Below are 23,291 nucleotides of genomic sequence, written 5' to 3'. Positions count from 1 at the left end.
TCACATTGTGGGGCTTTTTTGTGTTAAAAGTAACCAAACAATTATTTGTGTACTTTTTTATGATAAAAAAATTATTGGGATTATTAACCTGGATTGTTGCTTTTAACACTTCAGCACTCGAGCTAAAAACAATAGATGAGATCCACTCAGCGTATAAAAATAATACAATTACCGCTCAACAACTTACTCAAGGCTATATTAAACGAATTAATCAGCTTAACCCTCAATTTAATGCCGTCATAAATATTGAACCTACAGCTGTTACGCAAGCAAAAAAAATTGATGAACTTAGTGCTCAAGGGCTTTGGGCTGGGCCTCTTCATGGAATACCCGTACTTTTAAAAGATAACATAGAAACCACTGGATCATTACCAACAACAGCTGGCTCTTTAGCTCTTAAAAATAATATAACTAATAACGATGCATTTGTTGTTAAGCAGTTAAGAAATGCGGGCGCTATTATTTTAGGCAAAACCAATTTAAGTGAGTGGGCAAATTTTAGATCGTCTTACTCATCGTCTGGATGGAGTGCAGTTGGCGGGCAAACACACAATGCGCATGATACAACCCGTAATCCCTGTGGTTCGAGCTCTGGATCAGCGGTTGCCATCGCACTTAACTTTGCCCCTGTTGCCCTTGGAACAGAAACCGATGGCTCTATTACCTGCCCCGCTTCTGTAAATGGCGTTTATGCTATAAAACCAAGCATGGGCCAAGTATCGCGCTCTGGTGTAGTGCCACTTTCTAGTAGCCAAGACAGTGTTGGCCCAATGGCACACTCATTAAAAGATGCCCGTCTTGTATTATCTGTGCTACAAGGACGCGATACGCTTGATACTTCAACGCATAGTTTTGAATTGCAAACACTGCCTAAAATTACAAAGTCATCATTAGTTATTGGTGCGTTGCCCAGTGATAAGTTTACAGTGGAGACTCAGCGTTTATACAAAAAACAGCTCTCAGCGCTCAAAAAGGCAGGTCATACAGTAGTCAATATTGATATATCTGATGATCTAACTACGCTTTTTTTCGATGAATATTACATATTACTTTATGATTTTAATAAAGAAATAAACCAGTACTTAGCAAATACTCCTGGCCAAGTGAAGGTAAAAAGTTTAAGTGCACTGATTGATTTTAATAAACAAAACAAAGCAGCAGAAATGCCCCACTTTGGGCAAGATATTTTAATACAAGCCAATGCTATCGACTTAACACAAACAGACAAATACCAAAAAACTAAACACCGTTACCGCACACTGGCCACAGCTGCAATTACTAATTTATACAAAAATAATAATGTGGATGTTGTCATTGCCCCAACAACATCACCTGCATGGAAAACAGACTTAGTAAATGGTGATAACTTTAAAGGCAGTAGTAGTTCTTTATCAGCAATTGCCGGCACAACTCATATAACTCTTCCTGTTGGTCAAGTCAGTGGACTACCTGTTGGGTTATCTATTATTGCAAATAAAAACCAGCCACAGGCGGCCTATCAGCATGCTCAAATAATCGACGCAGTATTTATTTCACCCATAAAAAAACCTGAGTAAAAACTCAGGTTTTATTAATTCTTATATGAGTTGTTATTTTTTAAGTGACAACTTTGCACCTTTTAAGCTTTTACGCACATTAGATATACGCGAACGGTTTACCGCGCGAGCTTCGCCCGTTGCTTGCCCTGATAACTTATTAGAACGAGTACGGCGTAAGTGAGCCGGCTTTTTACCTATTTTATCAATAAGCACTTCGCGGTTACTCACTTCATAGCCTTCAAGGTAAACACGCTTAATTTTTTGACCGATTAATGCTTCGATTTCAAATAATGTATTTTCTTCTTCACGGCTTACAAACGATATTGCTTGGCCTTGATTACCAGCACGGCCTGTTCGGCCAATACGGTGAACGTAATCTTCAGCAAGCCATGGTAAGTCAATATTAATTACACGCGGTAATCCATCAATATCAATACCACGCGCAGCAACTTCAGTGGCCACTAGCACACGTACCTTACCTTCTTTAAATTCACGTAAAGCACGACGTCGGTTGCCTTGTGACTTATCGCCGTGGCAAACGGTTGCAGGGATGCCATCAAGGTTTAGTTCTTTAACAAGCTCATCCGCTGTGTCTTTCATATTTACAAACACAAGCACTTGCTGCCAGTTCTTTTTACCAATCAGCTCAGAAAGAAGTTCTTGTTTGCGGCGCTCTTCCACTGGGTATACAACGTGCTGTACAGTAGATGCGGTACTGTTAGTTTGGTCAACACGCACAATTTCAGGTTGCTTAAGTACTTTAGAAGCAAATTGTTTAATAGCTGCAGGGAATGTAGCAGAAAACAATAAAATTTGACGCTCATCAGCACAGCTTTTAATCACAGTTTGCATGTCTGTGATAAAGCCCATATCAAGCATGCGGTCGGCTTCATCAAGTACTAGGTGCTTTACATTGGCCAAACTTAAGTTACCTAGGCGAATGTGATCTAATAGACGACCCGGAGTTGCGACTACGATATCAACGCCTGCTTTTAATGCGTTTTCTTGGCCTGCGGTATTTACTCCACCAAATAAACTCACTACTTTTAGTGAGGTATGCTTTGCATATTCTTTACAGTTATTGGCTATTTGCTCTGCTAATTCTCGTGTTGGTGCTAAAACCAAAGCAGTAGGTGCATTGGTTGTGCTTAAGTCTGATTCAATTAATTTTTGGATAACAGGTAAAGCAAACGCGGCAGTTTTACCGGTACCAGTTTGTGCACTGGCTAAAACGTCTTTACCTTTACGAACAGCTGGAATTGCTGCGCGTTGAATGGGCGTAAGAGTGTGATAGTTGAGTTCGTCTAATGCCTGGATGATTTCAGGTGCGAAACTAAAAGATTTAAAATTCATGCTGTATAACCTACGGCCACATTATCAAGGGTCGCAAATTATACAGTAAAAATGAGCCAACAGTTAGTTATTACTGCTCATAATATCAAACTTATAGCTAAGAGAGAGTTAATACTTCATTGCTGTTAAGTAAACGCGCCTTGCCACCTACTACATCGGCTTCGTTTAACTGATTAATGAGTGGCAACCCTATTTGTTGCTGCTCATCATTCAGTGGCAAATACGGCAATCTAAATACGGGGTTTACCGCGCCCGTCATCATCAATGCCGTGTTTATTGCAATCGGGTTTGGCTCGCAAAACAACCAGTTCATTAAAGGTTGTAATGAGCTATTTAACGCATCATTTTTAGTATCCATTAGCTGGCGAAACAACTCAGGAATAAGATTAGAGGTAACCGATATAACACCGTGGGCTTTGTGTACATGGCGTGCGTCGTGCGCTTCGTCATCGTTACCAGACCAGCACGCAATACCTTGCTGCTCGTAATGTGCAATTCGCTCGTTACCACCGCATTCTTTTACACCAATTAAGTTAGGGTGTTTTGCTAATGGCTCAATAATATCAGGTGTTAAATCTTGCCCTGTGCGCCCTGCTACGTTGTAAATAAACGCAGGGCCTATATCGAGCACGCGTTTAAAGTGCTCTTTTACACCGGCAATAGACGTACGGCCATAATAAGGGTTAATTTGTAGCGCTGCATGCATACCACTTGCAAAGCCATATTTGGTGGCCTTTATTGCCTCGCGCGTATTATTACTGCCTGTATTACCAACAATTAGTAACTGGTTGCCATACTTGTTTGCACTGTGCGCAATAAGCATTAAATGCTCTTCCCAGTTCATTAACTGACCTTCCCCGGTTGTACCACCAACCACAATGCCATCTACACCCGCTGCAATTTGTATTTCGACGAGTTCATCATACTTGACTAAATCTATTTCACCATTAGCTAAATACGGGGTTTTGATAGCAGTAATTAAGCTTGCTTGTTTAATTTGTTCTAGGGTGCGCATAAAAATTCATTATTTATAAAACTTGCGCTATTTGTAACATACTTACACGCATTTTTGCAGGTCTAAGCTAATAATAAACGTAAAATGGCTTGTGTTATTTAGTTTGATAATACAAAATATAAACACTGTATATTTAAACAGTATTTGTATTTTTAACTTTAGGCGAGCCATTATGCGTTTATCTGACTACTTAGCCACTCATTTTTATACCACCGATGAGCTTTGCCATGCTTTAAATATTGACGCCGAACAGCTAGATACGTGGCAGCAGCAAAGCATTTTTCCTAAACCAAGTTATTGTATAAAAAGCCAACTAAGTTGTAGCTCGTACTCTGGTTTGTATGAATGTGAAGAGTACGATGATTATTACCCGCGAGGTTGTGTAAATTGGGGGCAAGGGCTAATAAAACAAAAAATTGAATCCTCAAGCAATGCCTTTAATTACTTTGCGCAGCAGTACACAGCAAGCCTGAGTAAACTTGCTCAGCAAGGCTTTAATTTTAATGAAGAATTATTTGGCTGCGAAATAGACGAGCATTTACAGCAAGTGTGGCAACAGTTTTTATGCAGCAAATACGGTGTACTGACACAAAACGGGTTAATTGACGAAATAGTATGTGTGGATATAGGCCGCTTGCTGGTAGACGATATTACTGAATTGCGCACTAAAGGAAGTTTAAACCAACAAGAGCGTACGCAGCTGCACCCCGCGATGAAACTGCTCAATAAAGCATTAGGGCACGGGGCTGATCACGAAAAACAACACACATTGCGTGCCCGTTACATAGATGCACTTATTTTAAAGTACGATTTATCGATTAAATAAATACGGCTGAGATTTATACAAGTTTGGGGTTTAAAATACAGAGTAACGCAAATGGCGATATATGTTTACGTCGCCACTGTATTTTACTAACTAATAAGAGTGCTTTTTACTAGCCAATGGTGTTGTAAACGTCAATATTACTGCTTGTTAGAAGCCCGGTAACCTGTGTTCCAAAAGCTTTAAAATGTGGCTCGTTTTTGTGCGATTCAAAATGCTCATCTGATGCCCACTGTTCAGTCACTAAATAAGTCGTTTGCTGCGCGTCACTTTTTACCGATAGCTCATAACGTAGACAGCCAACTTCTTGGCGCGAGTACTTTTGCAGGTTTTCGAGTGCAGTTAATACAACATCTGCATCAATATTTTTACTCGAAATAGTGGCGATTACTGTTAACATGATCAGTCCTTTTTAAAAACAAAGGTGCAGCTGCACTACACCTAATATCGTGTTACATATTTTATTACTGATCCCACTGCGGCGCAAAATCAGGCGTTGCTTGGCGGTCGCCACAGTCAAGTCCGTCAATACGAGCAATGTCTTCATCGTCTAACTTAACATGGTCGTTAAAGTTATCTTCCAAGTTTTTACGCTTGGTTGACGATGGAATAGTAGTCATATCATTTGCGTTTTCCCAAGCAATTACAATTTGCGCAGGTGAAGCGTTATGCTTATTCGCTATATCAAGAATCGTTTCATCTTTTAGTACTTTACCGACCACAAACGGCATATAAGCCGTTACGTGTATACCGTGCTGAGCGCAAAACGCACGTAATTTTGTATTGGTTAAGTACGGATGTACCTCAACTTGGTTAGTAAATATTTCACGCGAGTCTAGCGTTTGCATTGCTTCGTTTAAGTTTGCAATAGTGAAATTAGACACGCCAATATGTTTTGTTAAACCAAGCTGTTTAGCTTTTAAAAGCTCAGTTAGGTACTCACTCATTGGCTCATCGTTTGATGGCGCAGGCCAATGAATAAGCAATAAATCAACAGAGTCTACTTGCAGCTTTTCTAAAGACTTTTCTACGCTTGCAATAAAATCAGTTTTATTGAGTTTGTTATTCCACACTTTAGTCGTTAAAAATATTTCGCTGCGCGGAATGTTACTATCTTTTATAGCTTGGCCTACTTGCTCTTCGTTACCATAAATTTGCGCTGTGTCTATATGGCGAAACCCGACATCTAATGCCATTTTTACCGAGTTGTATGCAGTATCGCCTTCTAAACGAAATGTTCCAACACCTAAATTCGGCATTTCAATTACACGTTGTGTCATGAATCTATCCTTATACGTTGGTTTAAAATACAGCTATTGAATAGAGTTAAAATATACACCTTTTACTTTCTCAAAAAATAACCTCACAGTAGCTATGAGGTTATAAAAATGCGTTTCAAGGGTTTAATGATACAAAGTTTACACTTTATGCTCGCTGAATTTCACGCTTATCAAGCAAGCCACTGTAACGAGTCACTATAAGTGCCAATAGAGAAATGACGGCGCCTATCCATGCTGTGTCCCGCAGAGTCATACTTTCCACTACGCTTCCACCAATGATTGAGCCAAGTGCAATACCAATATTAAAAGCGGCTATATTTAATCCAGATGCAACATCCACAGCATTAGGTGTATGTTTTTGTGCTTGTTTTACAACGTAAAGCTGTAAGCCTGGCACGTTACCAAACGCAAAGGCCCCCCAAACTAAAATTGTAAGTACGGCAGCTACTTTATTATCCATGGTAAATGTAAGTGCCAATAAAATAATGCTAAGAGCACTAAATATAATACTGAGTGCACTTATTGGTCCGCGTTTATCCGCAAGTTTTCCACCCCAAATATTGCCTACCGCTACAGATGCACCATAAACCAGCATAATTAAACCAATAGCTGAGGGTGCAAAGCCCGTTTCCTGCTCTAGAATCGGCGCTAAATAAGTAAATGCTGTAAACGTGCCGCCATAGCCTAAAATAGTCATTAAATATACGAGTAATAAGCGCGGTTTAACAATAACCTGAAGCTGTTCTTTAAAGGTTGCAGGGATAGACTGCTTCAAGTTTTTGGGTACCAAAATAGCACTTCCTACCAAAGCAATTAAGCCCAACACTGATACCACTAAAAATGTTGCACGCCAGCCAAAATGCTGGCCTATCCACGTTCCTAATGGTACTCCTGTTACAAGTGCAACCGTGAGTCCCGTAAACATAATTGCAATAGCGCTGGCCTCTTTATCTTTACTTACTAAGCTTGTGGCAATCATAGAACCAATTGAGAAAAACACCCCATGGGCTAAGCCTGTTAAAATACGCGCAAGTATTAATGTTTCATAACTTGGCGCTTGCCATGCTAATAAGTTCCCCAGCACAAATAAGCCCATTAAGCTTATAAGTACAATTTTACGATTCCATTTCCCGGTGAGTGCAGTAAGTACCGGTGCACCAATAGCCACACCTACCGCATATAAACTCACTAGCAAACCCGCTGAAGGTAGGCTTACGCCTAAATCGTTTGCAATAGTAGGCACTAATCCCACTATTACAAACTCGGTTGTTCCTATTGCAAATGCGCTTAAGGTGAGCGCCCACAAAGCCAATGGCATAATTAAATCCTCATTATTAGTTAAGACTTACAGTTTGACTAAAAATGTGTTTGCAAAAAATAGCATTAGTGACAAAATACTTTTGTAATAAATGCAAAAGTAAGGTGCTAAAATATGGCTCAGCATGCAAAAACCGAAGACTTAGAAATGTTTTTAACGGTAGTAGATAGCGGGAGTTTTTCAGCAGCCGCGAATTTGCTTAATCAGCAAGTAGCAAAAGTGTCGCGTGCCGTGTCTCGTCTTGAAAATACGCTACAATGTACGTTACTAAACAGGACCACTCGCCGATTAGAGCTAACCGAAGAGGGCCATACCTTTATTAAATATGCTCGTGATGGCTTAAACACCTTACAAACCGGCGAAGAGGCAATCAAACTGTTAAAACAGTCACCCAGTGGAAAGTTACGTATTGATGCAGCAAGCCCTTTTGTACTGCACCAATTGGTACCTTTGATTGCTGAGTTTAATATGCAGTACCCCCACATTATGCTTGATATTACCTCTCACGACAGCATTATTGATTTACTAGAGCATAAAACTGACCTAGCCATACGTATTGGTGATTTAAAAGATTCAAACCTGTATGCAAAAAAGTTGGGGGCCAGTAAATTGCATTTGGTCGCAAGCCCTGAGTATTTGAAAAACGAACCTGAACTTACTCAAGCAAGCGATTTGGGCCAACATAAACTTATCGGCTTTACCGACTCACCCGCGCTCAATAACTGGCCTCTTAACATACCCTCAAAGCTTTCGTTTGAAATCACAGCAAGCAGCGGCGAAACAATTAGACAACTATGTATAGCAAACCAAGGCATTGCTTTACTCTCGCATTTTATGATTGGAAACGATTTAAAAGCTGGTAGGTTAGTCAATGTTTTACCAAATAGTATTAAAACACCAAACCACCGAGAAGATATACAAGCCGTTTATTACAAAAACAGTGCGGTGTCGTCTCGCATTGTTGCATTTTTAGATTTTATAAAACCAAAGCTTGCATTATAAGTGGCCTTTTTACGCTTTTAATCAGTATAAAAAGACTTATAATTAATAAAGGATTGATATGGACTCGTTAACACAGGTTGCTTTGGGTAGTGCTGTAGGCTACGCCGTGCTAGGCAATAAAATTGGTCGTAAAGCGGTATTTTGGGGTGCAGCGCTTGGCACCTTGCCCGACTTAGATGTTTTTTTACCTTATGGCGGTCCTGTAGAGTCATTTACTTATCATCGCGGTTTTAGCCATTCCTTCTTTATCCATTTATTAATAAGCCCACTTATCGTATGGCTTATATTAAAATTACACTCAGGTATGCAAACTTACAAAGTGAGATGGTTTTGGTTAGTGTTTTTGTGCTTATCAACCCACGCATTGCTAGATAGTTTTACCGTATATGGCACCCAATTAATGTGGCCGTTTACTGAGCACCCTTTTGCGTTATCAAATATGTTTATAATTGATCCCCTTTATACACTTCCATTATTGCTAGGAGTCGTGTGTACGTTACTTCCTAAAGTATCATCAAACACCGCCTACAAAATTAATAGTATTGCGCTTGGATTAAGCTCACTTTATTTATGTACGTCTTTTGCATTGAAAGTCATGATTGATGACAAAGTAAAAACGGCGCTAAACAACAAAAACATTACGTATGAGAAGTATATAAGCACACCAGCGCCACTTACTACCTTGCTTTGGCGAGTCGTTGTTATGTCTGACGATCATTACTATGAAGGCTATGCCTCTGTATTTGATGAACCCGACGAGGTAACACTTAGTGCATATCCTACAAATCCCTCGCTATTAAATAACATTAAAAATGAATGGGGTGTAAAACGCTTGCAATGGTTTACAAAAGGGTTCTATTCAGTAAGAGAGCAGCAAAAAAAAGTGATTTTGTCAGACTTGCGCATGGGAATGGAATGTCAGTATGTGTTTAATTTTCAAGTAGGTGAAATAAATTCAGAGGGAGTCACAGCCAGTAATTTTGACAAAATAAGTCAACGTCCAAGCTTCAATGATATGGATAAAATATGGGATAGAATTTGGCAACCCAGCAATTCACTCCTCAACAATACATGCAACAACGATACTAATCATTAAATAGTGTTATCGTCCCCAAACAGCTGAGTTCTATTTTTACCAAGCGATTTTGCTTGGTAAACAGCGTTGTCTGCTTGTGTAAATAAATCTATAAATGTGTTTATTGTATTACTTATGGTCATACCTATACTCACAGTCACAGGCTTATTATCGACTAATATGTCCGCAATAATGGCATGCAATCTATTACAAAATAGTAAGGCCCCTTTTTTATCTGTGTCTGGTAGCATGATTAAAAACTCTTCACCACCATAGCGGGAAATTAAATCGGTTTGTCGTCCAAAACTTTTTAGTGCTTGCCCAAGCTCTTTTAAAACACGATCGCCTTCTAAGTGGCCAAAAGTATCATTAATTAATTTAAAATTATCTATATCTATAACAAGCAAGGCTACAGACTGCTTTGATCTTAACGATTGTTCTAACAGTAAAGTACTGCGGTAATTCATTTCTCTTCTGTTTAACAAATTAGTTAGCTCATCAGTAGAAGCTAATGACTTTAACTCTTCAGCCTGCTCTTCTAATTTTTCTCGCGTTTTAATTAGCTCATCATAAAGTTGATCCTGCTTTGATGAATTAAAAAGGCTCCAAAACACCGTCCCCTCTTCATTTATTTGAGCATTAATGGTCATGGGGGTTTTTATCCCTTGTCCATTAAAAATAATTAGCTGCATTTCTTCGGATGTTTTTTCGTGAAGCAAGGTAGGAATAAGATAACTTTGAAAAAATATTCTTGATGATTTGGTCAAAATTTTATTTATATTTTGACCCACCAGTTCATCACTTTTCCAATAAAGATGCTCTTCAAAATAGCTATTTACATAAATAATCGTATTTTTAGAATCTGTGATCAAGGCACCACTGAGAAAACAGTCAGCTGAGTAAGATTCTTTTTTGTTTTCTGTTTTAATGGATTTCACGCTTATTGTTTTACGTAATCAATAATAGATTGACTTACAATCTCTGGGTGAGTCATTTGCAAGCAATGGCCTTGTGCACTTATAACAATGAGTGAACTCGATTGTATTTCCTTTTCAATGTACTGGCCAACAGAAACATCAGCGAGTGCATCATCTTCGCTTTGTAAAATGAGTGTAGGTTGTATAATTTTTGTGAGTAAAAAACGATAGTCAGAAAAAAAGGTCGCCTCTGCAAAATTTTTGGCTATGACAGGATCAGTTGAACAAAAACTACCTGAAAGCTCGCCAATCAACTCAGCTGAGTTAGTATTACCTATAACCAGTGGTGCTAAATAGTCAGCCCAACCAATATAATTTTTATCCATTAAGCTTAACAATTCTTGCAGGTCTTCTTTGTCGAACCCGCCTTGGTAATCTGGCGGGAAATTTAAGAAGCAAGGAGAAGGACACACCATAATTAATTTACTAATTAAATCGGGCCTTTCAACTGCCGCAAGCGCGCCTATCATTCCACTTACCGAATGGCCAACAAATACTACATCCGATAAATTTAACTCTGTGCACACCTCTATTACATCTAAGGCATAACCTTCTAGTTTTTTGTATCGTTGTTTGTTGTATTGAGATATGTCTGAATTACCTGAACCCACATAATCAAACAGTACAATTTTAAACTGCTTTTCTAAATAAGGAGTTAAAAAACGCCACATGTTTTGGTCACATCCAAATCCATGTCCAAATAGCAATGTTTTAGAGCCGCTACCAATTACCTTTACATTGTTTCTCGTTTTTATCGATTCTGAATTTAGCACTTTAAAGCACGCCTTTATCTGTAATATAAGTAATGTTATCGACAAAATGTTAAAAGCTAACTTGTATTAACTCTTACTCAAATTAACCGCCGTATAATCTTTATCAATAAATCTTAGTATACAACCAATACAAGCTATTAATTAAATAAAGATTTAATTTTGATGTTCGTATTGGCCTCTATATACCTCAAATACTTTTAAAACAGTATGTTGGTCTTTTGATAGATTATCGTACCAGTCATCAAATAATTCATCATTTTCTTGCTCGCTCAACGCCATATAATGAGCTAGTAGCTCAATAATGTCGTTATTATCGCAGCCAAGATGGTTAACTTGCTGTGCTAAGGCACTATGGTCGCGCTCTCTTAAGGTCTCCATTACCCCTTGATCTATTTGTTCTTGTTGTATTGCGTCGCTCATAAAATACCTCAGTATCTACTGTAAATATGTTTAACTATTTTTATTGTTGTGTTTATAGTTATAACAGCCTAAACATGAATAGCCAGTATTTTTGAACTAAGTGATTACTTTTTGATTTATTTGTTTAAATAGCCACCAAGAGTGTTTATAAAAGCATCACATATTGAAAAACCAATAAAAAACACACCAAATTACAACTCGTAATTGTTGTGTTTATAGCTATCTAAAAACGTCGTATTTTAGGGTGAGCGGCAAGGCAAGGGTATTAAAATGAAAGAGGTAACTCGTTAAAGTTACCTACATATTGGTGAATTTATTTTACAACAACAGAAAACTCAGGCACAGCTTGAATTACTTTTTTAACAGTACATGTATTTACTGCCGCAATTAATGCTTTTTTATACTTTTGAGGAAAACCATCAGGCAAATTAATTTCGATTGAAAATAACTTTTTACCATTTTCATCTACATTTTCGTTGTTTTGTGTAAGTGTCATACCTTCTGTAGAAATGTCACGTTGCTCACAAAATTTTCGCGCATAAAACCCTGCACACAAAACCATACTCACTAAAAAGTAGTCAAATGGTTCTGGGTGCTCTGCACCACCACCAGCCGAAATACTCTGATCGCTAATGACTTCCAAATCACCAAATTTAGCACTTTGCTTTTGGCCTTCTAATAATGAAACCGAAATTTCCATAACTATTCCTTACTTTCCAAACAATAATTCAAAAAAGCCTGGTGGCTCATGTAGTTTATGATATTTTTTTCGTAAATCATCAATGCGTTTAAGCGGTACTTTAGCAGCAGTAAGCCCTTGCTGATTAGCCGCTTTTTTTGCAAGCCTTGCTTGTGTAAGCACTTTATCAAGCCCCTTAACCGACTGTTCGGGCTTCTTGTAAAACTTTGCCGTTTTGCTTACTTCCACCAGCTTAATAAATTCATCAATTGCGGTATTAAACTCTGTTAACTGGCTAGCTTGTACCGCTTTTTTATAAGCAAGCCCTGTGTTTTTCATGTTTAATTCTAGATCAATAGTCTCGCTAGCATAACTGAGCGAGCTAAATAAAATGACAATAATGAGGTAAGTGTATTTCATGAAAAGCCCTAATAAAACTGATAATACAAATTGTATCAAGTAAACAGAATAAAGTAACGAATCAGCAATCACTCTTTATATACTGTAAAGGGGGTTTACAGCATATTATTGGTAATAGTCAGCATTAAGTTAAAATCAAATAATTACCTATTTTACTAACATTGAATGTATCTAGATCAACAAATGAATAACGACACATTTAATAAAGATGATGAAATTTACTCAATTTAAACATTTATTTTAATAACACCATTGAACGCCCCGCTCGCTAAATCAGCAAAAATATACATTTAAGTAACTTAATAGCACAATTAACAAACACACCTGTTAATTACATCTGCAATTTAACTATCATTTTGACGAGTCAAATAAACAGCAAGTAGATCAAAAATACCGCGTCAATTTTAATATTAATAACTCAATGTAAACAACGCAGCTAAAAAAGGTAAACAACCAAGAAAAACCCCACCTTATTGTCATCATAATTTAAACAAAAGTAACAACTTAAAACACTATAAATAAAATTAATTTCAAACCTTAACACAACAATATAGAGGCTTTCAGAGGGTTTAATCTTGTTTGCGAGCGTGTAATAATCGTTAGTTCTTTAGCTAAATGTGATGACAATGTTGCTATTTGACTATGCCAATTTTTGTTAAGCATTTTTTCATAACAAACACCCATTAGGGAACTCATGAAACATTATTCTTTAATTTCCAACAGCATTAAATGTGCACTACTAACCGCTGCTGCAACAGCGAGTAGCACAGTATTAGCTCAAGATGAGCAAGTAGCAAAAAAAATAGAACGCGTTGAAGTAACAGGCTCACGCATTTTGCGTGAAGGCGCAATTGCACCGGCACCCGTAACCGTAATCAGTGGCGATCAACTTGTAAATAGTGGCGCTGTTAATATTGGTGAAGCATTAAATAACCTTCCTGCACTGGGTAGCACTTATTCAATGGCTAACTCTGGTCGTTTTATAGGTACTGCAGGTTTAAACATCCTTGATTTACGTAATATGGGAACAGACCGCACACTTGTACTTGTAAACGGTAAACGTCACGTATCAAGCTCTGCGGGCTCTCAATCAGTTGACACTAATACAATTCCAAGCGTATGGATTGAACGTGTTGAAATTATTACTGGTGGCGCTTCTGCTGTATATGGTGCTGACGCCGTAACGGGTGTAGTTAACTTTATATTAAAAGATAATATTGAAGGTTTAGATGTAAGCCTAACCCGTGGCTTTGCCGACCTAAATAGCTATAACAACAAAAAGGCGACTTTTTCATACGGTTCAAACTTTAATGATGATCGTGGTAATGCAGCTTTTGCAGTAGAGTATTCTTCACAAGAGTCGTTAAATGCTTTAGACCACCCTTGGACTAGCACATCGTTCAGAAGCCTACGTAATCAGGCACAAACCGATGAAAACAAAGACAGCGCAGACTTTCCAGACAAAATACTAACACCTAACGCTGGTTACTACGCGATCAACAACGCAGGTGTTTATGCATTAGAAAATGGTTACACAAATAGCTTCAACCCTGATAGTACCGCTCGCGATTTATACATTGGTGACAATGTTGACGGCCTTTCATGTGCTAACTGTGACTTTTTTAACCTAGGTCAGTTTGAAGAAATTCAACCTGAGTTTGAACGTTACAACGTAAACTTTAAAGTTAACTACGATGTGACTGATGATTTAAATGCTTACTTCGACGCTAAATATGTAAATAGCCAAGGCGAAAGCATAGGCCAACCTGCGTTTTTCTTTTTTGATAGCGACAACAGCATTAAGCTAGATAACCCATACCTAGACCCAAGCATTAAAGCGCGTATGGAAGAAGAAGGTGTTGAGTCAATCATGGTTAACCGCATGATGACTGACTTAGGCCGCCGCGTTGAAAACAACACCCGTGAAACAACCCGTTTTGTTACAGGCTTACAAGGCACTGTATTTGAAGATTGGGAACTAGATACATCAATCGTATACGGTAAAACAGAATTAGAGCGCGAAAATGGCGCTAACATGATTTTAGCAAACTACTTTAATGCGCTTGATGCCGTTGAAGATGCAAACGGTAATATTGTGTGTCGTAGCGCAGAGGCGCAAGCTGATGGCTGTGTACCTGTTAATATTATGGGCTTTGGCGCACCAAGCCAACAAGCCATTGATTACATGAACACAGTGTCTATTGGCGACTCCACCATTGAGCAAACTGTTGTATCAGCTTCGCTTGCAAACGGCACTATTTTTGAGCTACCAGCCGGTTATGTAGGTATTGCTTTTGGCGCAGAGTATCGTAAAGAAGAAAGCGAAACGAACGAGCCAGATAACGCAGAAGGTACATTTTTTAACGCACTAGGCGAAGATAAAGGCTCGTTTAACGTGCGTGAAGTGTTTTTTGAAGCTTCAATGCCTATCTTAACTGATTTACCGCTTATTCAAGACTTAGTGTTTGATACCGCGGTACGCCATGCCGATTACAGTACTATTGGCGAAGCAACTAGCTGGAAACTAGGCCTTGATTGGACAGTAAACGACGAGCTACGCGTGCGTGTAACGCAATCTGCTGCCCTTAGAGCGCCTAATATTGGTGAAGTTTTTGGCGCACCTAGCCAAACTTTCTACAGTGTTGACGATCCATGTCGTGCTGAAAACCTAAATGACTTGTCAAACAGCACGACCCGCCGCGCTAACTGTGCCGCATTAGGTGTAGCAAACGATTTTAACTCAGACTACGATTCAGCGTCTTTAAATGGCTTAACAAGCGGTAACCGTGACGTAAAAGGTGAAGAGTCAACAAGTACAACGGTAGGTATTGTTTACCAACCAGAGTTTATTGACAACGCAGTATTAACTATCGATTACTGGGAAATTGAACTTGAAGATGCCATTGATACAATCAGCGCGCAAGATATTCTTGACCGCTGTGTAGACAGCACTACTGGCATCAACAACCAGTACTGTAATTTAATTACGCGCGATGCAAACAGCGAAATTTCGTTAATCCAAAACTCTGTATTAAACGTGGCGGGTCAAAAAGCATCAGGTGTTGATTTCGAACTAGGCTACGATTTTGAAGCCCTAGAAGGTAGCTTTAAAACACGTTTAATTGGTACTTACTTAATTGAACGAAAAGACTACCCTTTCCAAGATGATCCAAGCAACTTTATTGAAGCAGCAGGTACTTCTGGCGAAGCTAAATGGCAAGCAAATCTATCTGTAAGCTACTCAATTGACCGCTTTTTCAGCACTGTTGAAACACGCTTTATTGACGAAGTAGACCTTTATACAAATGTTGAACTTGCTCAAAACTCAAACCCTAATAGCAACATGAGCTACGGTAAATACTTTATTACCGATATGACTGTAGGTTACAGCTTCGATAGCGGTGTTGGCGTTAAAGTAGGTGTAGATAACCTATTTAACCGTGAACTACCATACGGTACACGCGGTACAGGCGCCGGTAGCGCAAGCTACGATAACATTGGCCGCTTTGGTTATGTTAGCTTTTCTTACAAGCTTTAATTTAAAGTGAATAATAGGCCAGGCAACGCTTGCCCGGCCTATTTGTTATTTTATATTACTTAGCCAAACACATTGATACGGTTCAAGTTCAATTGTTAACTGCCCTTCCTCTATTGTTTTTCCTGACACTAAGTCAAACCACTGCTGAGTATTAATTAAATTTAAGTCAGCCAATAAAAGTGTTTGCGGTTTATCGCTAATATTAAATACACAAAAAATACTTTGTCTGCGGTCTATACTCTGGCGCCAAAAGCCAAATAATCCACCAGAAAGATGTAACGTAAACTGAGTGGCATTAGGATGAAATGCACGTTGTTTTTTACGCACACCTAATAAGTTTTTAATTGAAGTAAACACTTTGTGATGATGGCTGTATTTTTCGCCAATTGCGGCTAACAGTTTTGATTCTTGCCAACGATGGCGATTAATTGCCCTGTTGTGTTGCGAGTTTTCAAAACGCTCATAATCATTGGTTGTGGCAAGTAAACTATGAATATATAAGCCAGGTATCCCCTCAAGCGCGAACATAATGGCATGCGCGCACATAAAACGCTCAAAACCAAATTTGTCAGGCCCATTATGTGTTCCTTGCATTGCATCAAATAACGCAATATTTAACTCATATGGTGTATGGGTGCCATCGTTACTGGTTCGCATTGAAACGCGACCACCAAATTGCATGGTTGTACTGACCAGCGACGCCACTTCAGTTGGCTGCAATAATCCCTCAATTGGACGAAGCCCTATACCATCATGAGACGCAATAAAATTAAAGTATGCGGTACCGTTTTGCGCAGGTGGCATGCTCATCATCCAATGCTTGAGTGCCGAACTATCACCACTTAATAAGGTATGCAGTAGTAACGGAGGTAAAGCAAAGTTATAAATAGCATGCGCTTCATTGGCATTACCAAAATACGACAGGTTTTCTTGGTTTGGTATATTTGTCTCAGTGATGATCACCACACTTGGCTCAACATGCTCAATAAGCGTGCGCATTAGCCTAACGGCTTCGTGGGTTTGTGGCAGGTTAATACAACTTGTATTAAGTTGTTTCCACAAAAACGCCACTGCATCGAGCCTAAAAAGCCTCACACCGTTATCTAAATAATGACGAATAATGCCTACAAACTCTTTCAAAACTTCCGGGTTTGCAAAATCAAAGTCAACTTGATCATGGCTAAACGTACACCATACATGCTTTTCACCACTGGGAGTTGTTACTGTATTGAGTAAAGACGATGTCCGCGGACGAACAACTTGGCTTAAATCATCGCTTAAGCTTGCAGTTTTAAAGTAATCTTTGCCGGGGTGTAAATCATTTAAAAAGTTTTCAAACCAAACACTTCGGCTAGAGCAATGGTTAATAACTAAATCAGCCATTAGCTTTACATCTTTCGCAATCCGTTTTATGTCTTCCCAATCACCTAACGACTCGTTGACTTGCACGTAATTCATCACCGCAAACCCCTCGTCAGAGCTATACGGGTAAAAAGGTAAAATATGCAGGGCGTTAATTTGCATATCGCACTGCTCTTTTATAAATCGATGCAAGGTTTTTAGTGGTGCTTCGATTGGGTTTGCTACCGCAAACTCAGTGTCGTCGTGCTTTATAATCGAATCACCATAAGCAATCAGTACAATGTCTTGCTCATCCCATCGGTTAGTGTGTGGAGTTGGGTCGCGAAGTGGACTGTCACCTAAAATAATTTTAATGAGTTGCTGTGCAAACTCTGCTATCGATATAGGCAGCTCAACATCTTGGTAAATAATGTGTAGGTGCTGCTCTACTCGCTGTAAAAATAATTCATTCACTGTACTCACACGCGACTCCTTTAACCGTTTTTATATTTATTTTTTTAACTTAACTGTATTCTTCGTTATCGAGCTCTACCGCCTCTTTTAAACGTTCAAATACATCAGGCATAGCCGATACCACCCGGTTCCAACTTGGCACAAATGGCGCTTCCATTGGGTTATCTAAAAAGTGTTGGCCTGCTTCCATAATGTTTTGTGCAAACATTTCTACGGCTTTTTCTTCTTGGTGAACATCCAGTGTTAGTCCGTTCATTAATGCATCATTGTGGTAGGTTTCAATAAAATCTAAGCCAATTCGGTAGTACGTTGCTTTTAATGAACGAATAGTTTCGCTAGTAAATGTCACCCCTTGGGTAGCGAGTTTTCTAAATAATGCCTTCGTAATATCAATCGACATTTTAGACAAACCGGCACTTTGATCGTCAAGCGACAACGCTTGATGTTTGTGATCGTAGTTATCGGCAATATCTACTTGGCATAAACGGTTATGCGAATAGTTTCGATACATTTCACTCAATACGCCTATTTCAAGCCCCCAGTCACTTGGAATACGAATATCGTTTAATACGTCGCGCCTAAACGAAAACTCACCCGCTAATGGGTACCTAAACGAATCCATATATTCAAGGTAGTCTGTATTACCTAAAATGGTTTTAAATGAGCGCAACAAAGGTGTGACTAATAAACGCGATACACGGCCATTAATTTTGCCGTTGGCTGTACGCGGGTAAAATCCTTTACAAAACTCGTAGTTAAAACGAGGGTGTGCAACCGGATAAATAAGACGTGCAAGTAAGCTTCTGTCATAGGTTAAAATATCGCAGTCATGAAGCGCTATAGACTCAACCTCGGCGGTTGCAAGCTTATAACCCATGCAATACCAAACGTTACGCCCTTTACCCAGCTCTCTTGGTGCAACGCCTAATTCTTGAAGCTCTTTATCAAGTGCTTGCAAACGTGGGCCGTCGTTCCACAACACTTTGTGATTTTGGTTTAACTCTTTAAAAAAACCAAGTGCATGGCGGTATTGCTGCTCATCGGCTCTATCTAAGCCAATTGTTATTTGCGACAAGTACGGCACTTCTCTTAACTCTTTTATTATATTTTGTAGTGCCGGACCTTCTAACTCGCTAAATAAAGAAGGGAGAATTAGCCCCATAGGGCGTTGTTTACTAAAGCTTATTAGCTCTTCTTCTAGTGCTTCAATCGGTCTATCTGCAATATTATGTAAAGTCGTGATAATGCCATTTTGATAAAAATCAGCCATGTGATTTTTGCTCCTCAATAGTATTTAAAATGCTGCTAATGCTTGGCAATGTTGTTATTTCTTCAACCCAGCCCTGCGGCGCGGGCGATTGAGAATAACGTGCCTTGTTATGCGATAATTTAACCGGCTTTTTACTGCTTGGGTTATTGATGATGATGGCGATATCAGCGTGTTCTAACATCTGCTTATCGTTGTCGCTATCACCTAGGGCTATTACTGTGAGAGGCTTTCTAAAATGTTGAGTAAATTGTTTAACTAACCACTGCTGCGCAGCGCTTTTATCTGTATTTTTAGCAATATGAATAAATCGGCCACCTATCTTTATTTCGTAGCCAAGTGCTGTTACGTCATTTACAAAGGTATCGAGTAATTCGTCACTGCCATACCAGTACAAAGGATCGGAGTAATCGCGTGTTTGAGCGCGCTTAGCTTGCGCATTATTTAATCCGGTAAGCTCGCTTATTTGCTCGCTACTTAACTCACTAAATAATTTATAGTGTGCTTTGTATTGTGCATCTAATGAGTCTAAATCACTTAACAAGCTTGATAGCGGAGACGCTAAGGCATAACACCAATAACCTGCTACTTCTTTACAGCCTATTGGCTTAAGCTCAAAGTAATTTTGCGGTATAAATACTGCTGCGCCATTTTCAACAATAAAAGGTTGCTGAATGTTTAACTCGTTTTTTATTTCAATCACTTCGCAAAATGTTTTGCTGGTATTAAATACCACAGGAATGTGTGCGCTTTGTAACTGCTGAAGTAGCTCACTTACATTGCTTGTGTTGTAATCTGTATGGTCGAGTAAAGTACCGTCTAAGTCAGTAAAAATAATAGGCTTTAAGGTATCATCACTTGTTAAGTGCATGCTTACTATGTCTCGATTGCTATCAAGCTCAATGAGTGCGTTTGCTTTGCGACTCAATGTATTTAAGTTTTCGCGGGTTATACGCTCAAAATGAGAAATAAAATAAACTAACTGCTCGTCTGTCATCGTGCCTGTACCAACACCACTTTTAGCTATTAGCTTTTGTTCTTGCTCTTTTCGCCACGTAAAAACATCTGAAAAGCTAGGCGCTTTAAGCATAACTTTGTAATCTATTTTATTAAAAATAGATTTATATTCGTTTGCTAAGCAGCTATTTATACAACGACGCCACACACCTTCTTTATCATTTAATTGTTCTAATTCATTCAGTGGCTCGCTTAGTGAAAATAGCGGCTGTGGCTCGCTTCCTACACACCACCCTTCTAAAAACACAATATCAACAGGCGCTACATTTTTAACCCAATCTTGCTCTGCAACGCAGTCGTCTTGGTGTTTGTTAAAACGTGGTAATGCTATGCCCACCTCACCGGCTAATAACTGAGTAATTGTTTTATTCATCAGGTCGGTATCGTGTGTACCGGGTACGCCACGTGTTACAAATAAAGGATGTACGTCTTGAGCTAGTTGCTTACGGCTTTCTTTACCTAGATAAAAATCGTCGATTGATAAAGCGACCGTATTTAACGACGTATTGTTGCTAAACCACGTGACTAAAAAGTCTGCAAGGGTTGTTTTGCCGGAGCCTTGGCAACCATTAATGCCAACAAAAAGAGGAGTTGATGATTTTTTTGATTCGAGAATGTCATGCGCAAGAGGTACAAAGTACTGCTCACTCAAATATTGATACTTTAAAGGCAGTTGATGCTTTGCTAAAAACGGGGTTATATCCACAATATTGGCCTCTGACATAGTAACTCCTTAAATACATAGTGTTCAGAGTACTAAATGCAGGGACTAGACCAACATTATTTTTATAACCTTTTTAATAGGTTATAAAAAAGGCGCGTTTAAAACGCGCCAAATTGGTGCAAATATTTTAACTAATGTTCAAAGTTAAGCAGCGGGTTGCTCTACTTTGGGGAGTACTAAATTAAGCACTATACCTAAAACGGCACACAAGCTAACGCCCTCTAAACTAAATTGACTGCTGCCTATGTACATTCCGCCAATGCCACACACTAAAATAAGGGCAACAATACTTAAGTTACGGGGCGCTGTTAAATCATCACCCGACTTAACCAACGTATTGAGTCCAACGACCGCAATCGAACCAAATAATAAAATCATAATACCGCCCATCACAGGCACCGGTATGGTTTGTAACCCAGCCCCCATTTTTGCAATAAATGCCAGAGCAATAGCAATAATAGCGGTCCACATCATTACTTTTGGATTAAAGTTTTTAGTTAGCATTACCGCGCCAGTCACCTCTGAGTACGTGGTGTTTGGCGGGCCTCCAAATAACGATGCTGCAGACGTTGCTAATCCATCACCAAACAAAGTACGGTGCAGACCTGGCTTTTTTAAAAAGTCTTTTTTAGTCACTTGGCTTATAGCCATCATATCGCCTATATGCTCAATAGCTGGCGCAATGGCCACAGGCACCATAAACAAAATAGCCTGCCATTTAAACTCTGGCAGTGTAAAGTTTGGAATAGCAAACCAATGTGCATTACTTACCGCATCAAACTGTACTACCCCCAACGCAAGCGATAAACCATAGCCCGATATTACGCCTGCCAATATAGGAATTAACTTAAATACTCCTTTACCCCACACGGCAAAAATAAGCGTTACCACAAGTGAAAACATGGAAATTAAAATAGCACTGTTGTAATCAATAAGCTGAACGCTGCCATCACCTGTTTTACCCATTGCCATATTAACTGCAACAGGCGCAAGCGCTAAACCTATCACCATAATAACGGGGCCAACAACAACCGGTGGTAAAATTTTATGAAGAGTCGCCACACCTTTAAATTTAACTAACAAACCTAACAACATATAAGCAACACCAGCGGCCATTAATCCGCCCATCGTAGCGGGTACGCCCCACATTTGTACACCTGCAATAATGGGAGCTATAAACGCAAACGAAGAGGCTAAAAATATTGGTACCTGCCCTTTAGTCACTAATTGAAATAGTAATGTGCCAACACCTGCAGTAAATAGCGCCACACTAGGATCGAGTCCCGTTAATAACGGCACCAGTACCAATGCACCAAATGCAACAAATAGCATTTGTGCGCCGGTTAAAATTGTTTTAATTGAAAACGTTGCGTTACTTTTCACTACACACTCCTAAATTTAAACATTGCTTTTTGCAGTTATAAAGTAATAAACAAACACGAAAAAGGCCTTCCTCAGAAAGCCTCTTTAATGATTGCGTTGCCCATAACGCGAAACACAATTAACGCTAATTAATGACGACTACACCGTACCAAATATTTTATCACCCGCATCACCTAAACCAGGCACTATATATCCTTTCTCGTTTAAGTGGCTATCTACCGCTGCGGTAAATATTTCTACATCAGGGTGAGCTGCTAACGTTTTTTCTACCCCTTCAGGGGCTGCAACTAACACTATAACTTTGATTTCTTTACAGCCCGCTTTTTTTAACATGTCTATTGTGGCAATCATCGAGCCACCTGTTGCAAGCATCGGGTCAATAACCAAGCTAAGACGTTGTTCAATGTTACCAACCAACTTCTCAAAATAAGGAATTGGCTCAAGCGTTTCTTCGTTGCGTTGAAGGCCAACTACACTCACTTTAGCCGCAGGCAACAACTGCATAACACCATCCATCATACCTAAACCTGCACGTAAGATAGGCACCACTGTAATTTTTTTGCCTTTAATATGCTGTACGTTAAGTTTGTTACCGTCCCAACTAGTTATTTCATTGTCTTCAAGGGGAATATTTTTCGTTGCTTCGTACGTTAATAATGTGCCAACTTCTGAGCACAGCTCACGAAAGCTTTTAGTGCTAATGCCGAAAGCGCGCATTAAACCTAATTTATGTTGAACAAGTGGATGAGTAATAACGTGAATAGCCATGATGAAAACCTACTTAGACAATAATTAGCGATATTTTATATTAAAAATGATCATTTGACCTGTAGTTTTAAACCAATTCTCATACATTGTGCGCAAATATATGTGT

Annotated in this window: 20 protein-coding genes; 5 read left to right on the top strand and 15 right to left on the bottom strand. The window is 39.1% G+C overall.

The genetic code is table 11. The features are described from left to right. Nucleotides 1-59: 59 nt before the first annotated feature. Complete coding sequence (locus tag PS1M3_RS18915) at nt 60-1,556, top strand: amidase family protein (RefSeq protein ID WP_203987470.1); 1,497 nt, start codon at nt 60-62, stop codon at nt 1,554-1,556. A 33-nt stretch (nt 1,557-1,589) separates the two neighbouring features. On the opposite strand, the gene PS1M3_RS18910 is transcribed toward PS1M3_RS18915, so the two are convergent. Together PS1M3_RS18910 and dapA are read right to left on the bottom strand one after the other, a co-directional pair. Further along, a complete protein-coding gene (locus tag PS1M3_RS18910) occupies nt 1,590-2,891 on the bottom strand; it encodes a DEAD/DEAH box helicase (protein WP_203987468.1) in 1,302 nt (433 codons plus the stop codon). A gap of 97 nt (nt 2,892-2,988) precedes the next feature. After that, nucleotides 2,989-3,906 (bottom strand): 4-hydroxy-tetrahydrodipicolinate synthase, encoded by a 918-nt coding sequence (gene dapA / locus PS1M3_RS18905; protein ID WP_203987467.1) that lies wholly within the window; start codon nt 3,904-3,906, stop codon nt 2,989-2,991. Nucleotides 3,907-4,078: 172 nt separating this feature from the next. On the opposite strand from dapA, the gene PS1M3_RS18900 reads away from it, so the two are divergent. Further along, the gene (locus PS1M3_RS18900) at nt 4,079-4,732 is read left to right on the top strand and encodes a DUF6058 family natural product biosynthesis protein (RefSeq protein ID WP_008127925.1); all 654 of its coding nucleotides are present in this window, start codon (nt 4,079-4,081) and stop codon (nt 4,730-4,732) included. Between the two features lie 109 nt (nt 4,733-4,841). Here the strand turns inward: PS1M3_RS18900 and PS1M3_RS18895 are convergent, their stop codons facing one another. The 3 genes from PS1M3_RS18895 to PS1M3_RS18885 form a co-directional block, all read right to left on the bottom strand. After that, nucleotides 4,842-5,129, bottom strand: a complete 288-nt coding sequence (locus PS1M3_RS18895) for a putative quinol monooxygenase (RefSeq protein WP_203987465.1) — start codon at nt 5,127-5,129, stop codon at nt 4,842-4,844. 64 nt (nt 5,130-5,193) lie between these two features. Then, nucleotides 5,194-6,009, bottom strand: coding sequence for a 2,5-didehydrogluconate reductase DkgB (dkgB, locus tag PS1M3_RS18890; protein WP_203987463.1), 816 nt, complete (start codon nt 6,007-6,009; stop codon nt 5,194-5,196). Between the two features lie 145 nt (nt 6,010-6,154). Further along, on the bottom strand, nt 6,155-7,327 hold the full coding sequence (locus PS1M3_RS18885; protein ID WP_203987461.1) for an MFS transporter: 1,173 nt from the start codon (nt 7,325-7,327) through the stop codon (nt 6,155-6,157). Between the two features lie 114 nt (nt 7,328-7,441). On the opposite strand from PS1M3_RS18885, the gene PS1M3_RS18880 reads away from it, so the two are divergent. Both PS1M3_RS18880 and PS1M3_RS18875 read left to right on the top strand, forming a co-directional pair. Further along, nucleotides 7,442-8,329 (top strand): LysR family transcriptional regulator, encoded by an 888-nt coding sequence (locus tag PS1M3_RS18880; protein ID WP_203987460.1) that lies wholly within the window; start codon nt 7,442-7,444, stop codon nt 8,327-8,329. Nucleotides 8,330-8,387: 58 nt separating this feature from the next. Beyond that, nucleotides 8,388-9,425 carry a metal-dependent hydrolase gene (locus tag PS1M3_RS18875; RefSeq protein ID WP_203987458.1) on the top strand — a complete coding sequence of 346 codons (1,038 nt, stop codon included), beginning with the start codon at nt 8,388-8,390 and terminating at the stop codon, nt 9,423-9,425. Here PS1M3_RS18875 and PS1M3_RS18870 read toward each other — a convergent pair. The 5 genes from PS1M3_RS18870 to PS1M3_RS18850 form a co-directional block, all read right to left on the bottom strand. Further along, nucleotides 9,422-10,342 (bottom strand): diguanylate cyclase, encoded by a 921-nt coding sequence (locus PS1M3_RS18870; RefSeq protein ID WP_203987455.1) that lies wholly within the window; start codon nt 10,340-10,342, stop codon nt 9,422-9,424. The genes PS1M3_RS18875 and PS1M3_RS18870 overlap by 4 nt on opposite strands. A 2-nt stretch (nt 10,343-10,344) precedes the next feature. Next, nucleotides 10,345-11,154 (bottom strand): alpha/beta fold hydrolase, encoded by an 810-nt coding sequence (locus tag PS1M3_RS18865; protein WP_203987452.1) that lies wholly within the window; start codon nt 11,152-11,154, stop codon nt 10,345-10,347. Nucleotides 11,155-11,307: 153 nt separating this feature from the next. Continuing rightward, nucleotides 11,308-11,574 (bottom strand): hypothetical protein, encoded by a 267-nt coding sequence (locus PS1M3_RS18860; protein ID WP_006791740.1) that lies wholly within the window; start codon nt 11,572-11,574, stop codon nt 11,308-11,310. A gap of 313 nt (nt 11,575-11,887) precedes the next feature. After that, nucleotides 11,888-12,274, bottom strand: a complete 387-nt coding sequence (locus tag PS1M3_RS18855; RefSeq protein WP_008127939.1) for an OsmC family protein — start codon at nt 12,272-12,274, stop codon at nt 11,888-11,890. A 9-nt stretch (nt 12,275-12,283) separates the two neighbouring features. Next, nucleotides 12,284-12,673 carry a cytochrome b562 gene (locus PS1M3_RS18850; protein ID WP_008127943.1) on the bottom strand — a complete coding sequence of 130 codons (390 nt, stop codon included), beginning with the start codon at nt 12,671-12,673 and terminating at the stop codon, nt 12,284-12,286. A gap of 694 nt (nt 12,674-13,367) precedes the next feature. Here PS1M3_RS18850 and PS1M3_RS18845 point away from each other — a divergent pair. Next, nucleotides 13,368-16,211, top strand: a complete 2,844-nt coding sequence (locus PS1M3_RS18845; RefSeq protein WP_203987449.1) for a TonB-dependent receptor domain-containing protein — start codon at nt 13,368-13,370, stop codon at nt 16,209-16,211. Between the two features lie 45 nt (nt 16,212-16,256). On the opposite strand, the gene PS1M3_RS18840 is transcribed toward PS1M3_RS18845, so the two are convergent. The 5 genes from PS1M3_RS18840 to upp form a co-directional block, all read right to left on the bottom strand. After that, complete coding sequence (locus PS1M3_RS18840; RefSeq protein ID WP_010556278.1) at nt 16,257-18,035, bottom strand: sugar phosphorylase; 1,779 nt, start codon at nt 18,033-18,035, stop codon at nt 16,257-16,259. Between the two features lie 40 nt (nt 18,036-18,075). Then, a complete protein-coding gene (locus PS1M3_RS18835; RefSeq protein WP_006791735.1) occupies nt 18,076-19,296 on the bottom strand; it encodes a hypothetical protein in 1,221 nt (406 codons plus the stop codon). Continuing rightward, nucleotides 19,289-21,034: an HAD-IIB family hydrolase gene (locus tag PS1M3_RS18830; protein WP_138739659.1), complete on the bottom strand. Its 1,746-nt coding sequence runs from the start codon at nt 21,032-21,034 to the stop codon at nt 19,289-19,291. The genes PS1M3_RS18835 and PS1M3_RS18830 overlap by 8 nt, the downstream gene beginning before the upstream one ends. Nucleotides 21,035-21,178: 144 nt before the next feature. Continuing rightward, entirely contained in the window at nt 21,179-22,417 is a 1,239-nt protein-coding gene (locus PS1M3_RS18825; protein WP_138739658.1) for a uracil-xanthine permease family protein, read from the bottom strand. A gap of 138 nt (nt 22,418-22,555) precedes the next feature. Next, nucleotides 22,556-23,185, bottom strand: a complete 630-nt coding sequence (gene upp / locus PS1M3_RS18820; RefSeq protein WP_006791732.1) for a uracil phosphoribosyltransferase — start codon at nt 23,183-23,185, stop codon at nt 22,556-22,558. Nucleotides 23,186-23,291: the final 106 nt, after the last annotated feature.

The organism is Pseudoalteromonas sp. PS1M3, assembly GCF_016865405.1.
Lineage (GTDB): Bacteria > Pseudomonadota > Gammaproteobacteria > Enterobacterales > Alteromonadaceae > Pseudoalteromonas > Pseudoalteromonas marina.
This window is presented reverse-complemented; position numbering and strand designations above follow the sequence as displayed.

Coding starts and splice junctions, on each gene's coding strand:
- dapA (WP_203987467.1), bottom strand. CDS start 3,906: ATGCGCACCCTAGAACAAATTAAACAAGCAAGCTTAATTACTGCTATC.
- PS1M3_RS18915 (WP_203987470.1), top strand. CDS start 60: ATGATAAAAAAATTATTGGGATTATTAACCTGGATTGTTGCTTTTAAC.
- PS1M3_RS18860 (WP_006791740.1), bottom strand. CDS start 11,574: ATGAGCGACGCAATACAACAAGAACAAATAGATCAAGGGGTAATGGAG.
- PS1M3_RS18845 (WP_203987449.1), top strand. CDS start 13,368: ATGAAACATTATTCTTTAATTTCCAACAGCATTAAATGTGCACTACTA.
- PS1M3_RS18885 (WP_203987461.1), bottom strand. CDS start 7,327: ATGCCATTGGCTTTGTGGGCGCTCACCTTAAGCGCATTTGCAATAGGA.
- PS1M3_RS18900 (WP_008127925.1), top strand. CDS start 4,079: ATGCGTTTATCTGACTACTTAGCCACTCATTTTTATACCACCGATGAG.
- PS1M3_RS18880 (WP_203987460.1), top strand. CDS start 7,442: ATGGCTCAGCATGCAAAAACCGAAGACTTAGAAATGTTTTTAACGGTA.
- PS1M3_RS18875 (WP_203987458.1), top strand. CDS start 8,388: ATGGACTCGTTAACACAGGTTGCTTTGGGTAGTGCTGTAGGCTACGCC.
- PS1M3_RS18855 (WP_008127939.1), bottom strand. CDS start 12,274: ATGGAAATTTCGGTTTCATTATTAGAAGGCCAAAAGCAAAGTGCTAAA.
- PS1M3_RS18835 (WP_006791735.1), bottom strand. CDS start 19,296: ATGGCTGATTTTTATCAAAATGGCATTATCACGACTTTACATAATATT.
- PS1M3_RS18910 (WP_203987468.1), bottom strand. CDS start 2,891: ATGAATTTTAAATCTTTTAGTTTCGCACCTGAAATCATCCAGGCATTA.
- dkgB (WP_203987463.1), bottom strand. CDS start 6,009: ATGACACAACGTGTAATTGAAATGCCGAATTTAGGTGTTGGAACATTT.
- PS1M3_RS18850 (WP_008127943.1), bottom strand. CDS start 12,673: ATGAAATACACTTACCTCATTATTGTCATTTTATTTAGCTCGCTCAGT.
- upp (WP_006791732.1), bottom strand. CDS start 23,185: ATGGCTATTCACGTTATTACTCATCCACTTGTTCAACATAAATTAGGT.
- PS1M3_RS18895 (WP_203987465.1), bottom strand. CDS start 5,129: ATGTTAACAGTAATCGCCACTATTTCGAGTAAAAATATTGATGCAGAT.
- PS1M3_RS18830 (WP_138739659.1), bottom strand. CDS start 21,034: ATGTCAGAGGCCAATATTGTGGATATAACCCCGTTTTTAGCAAAGCAT.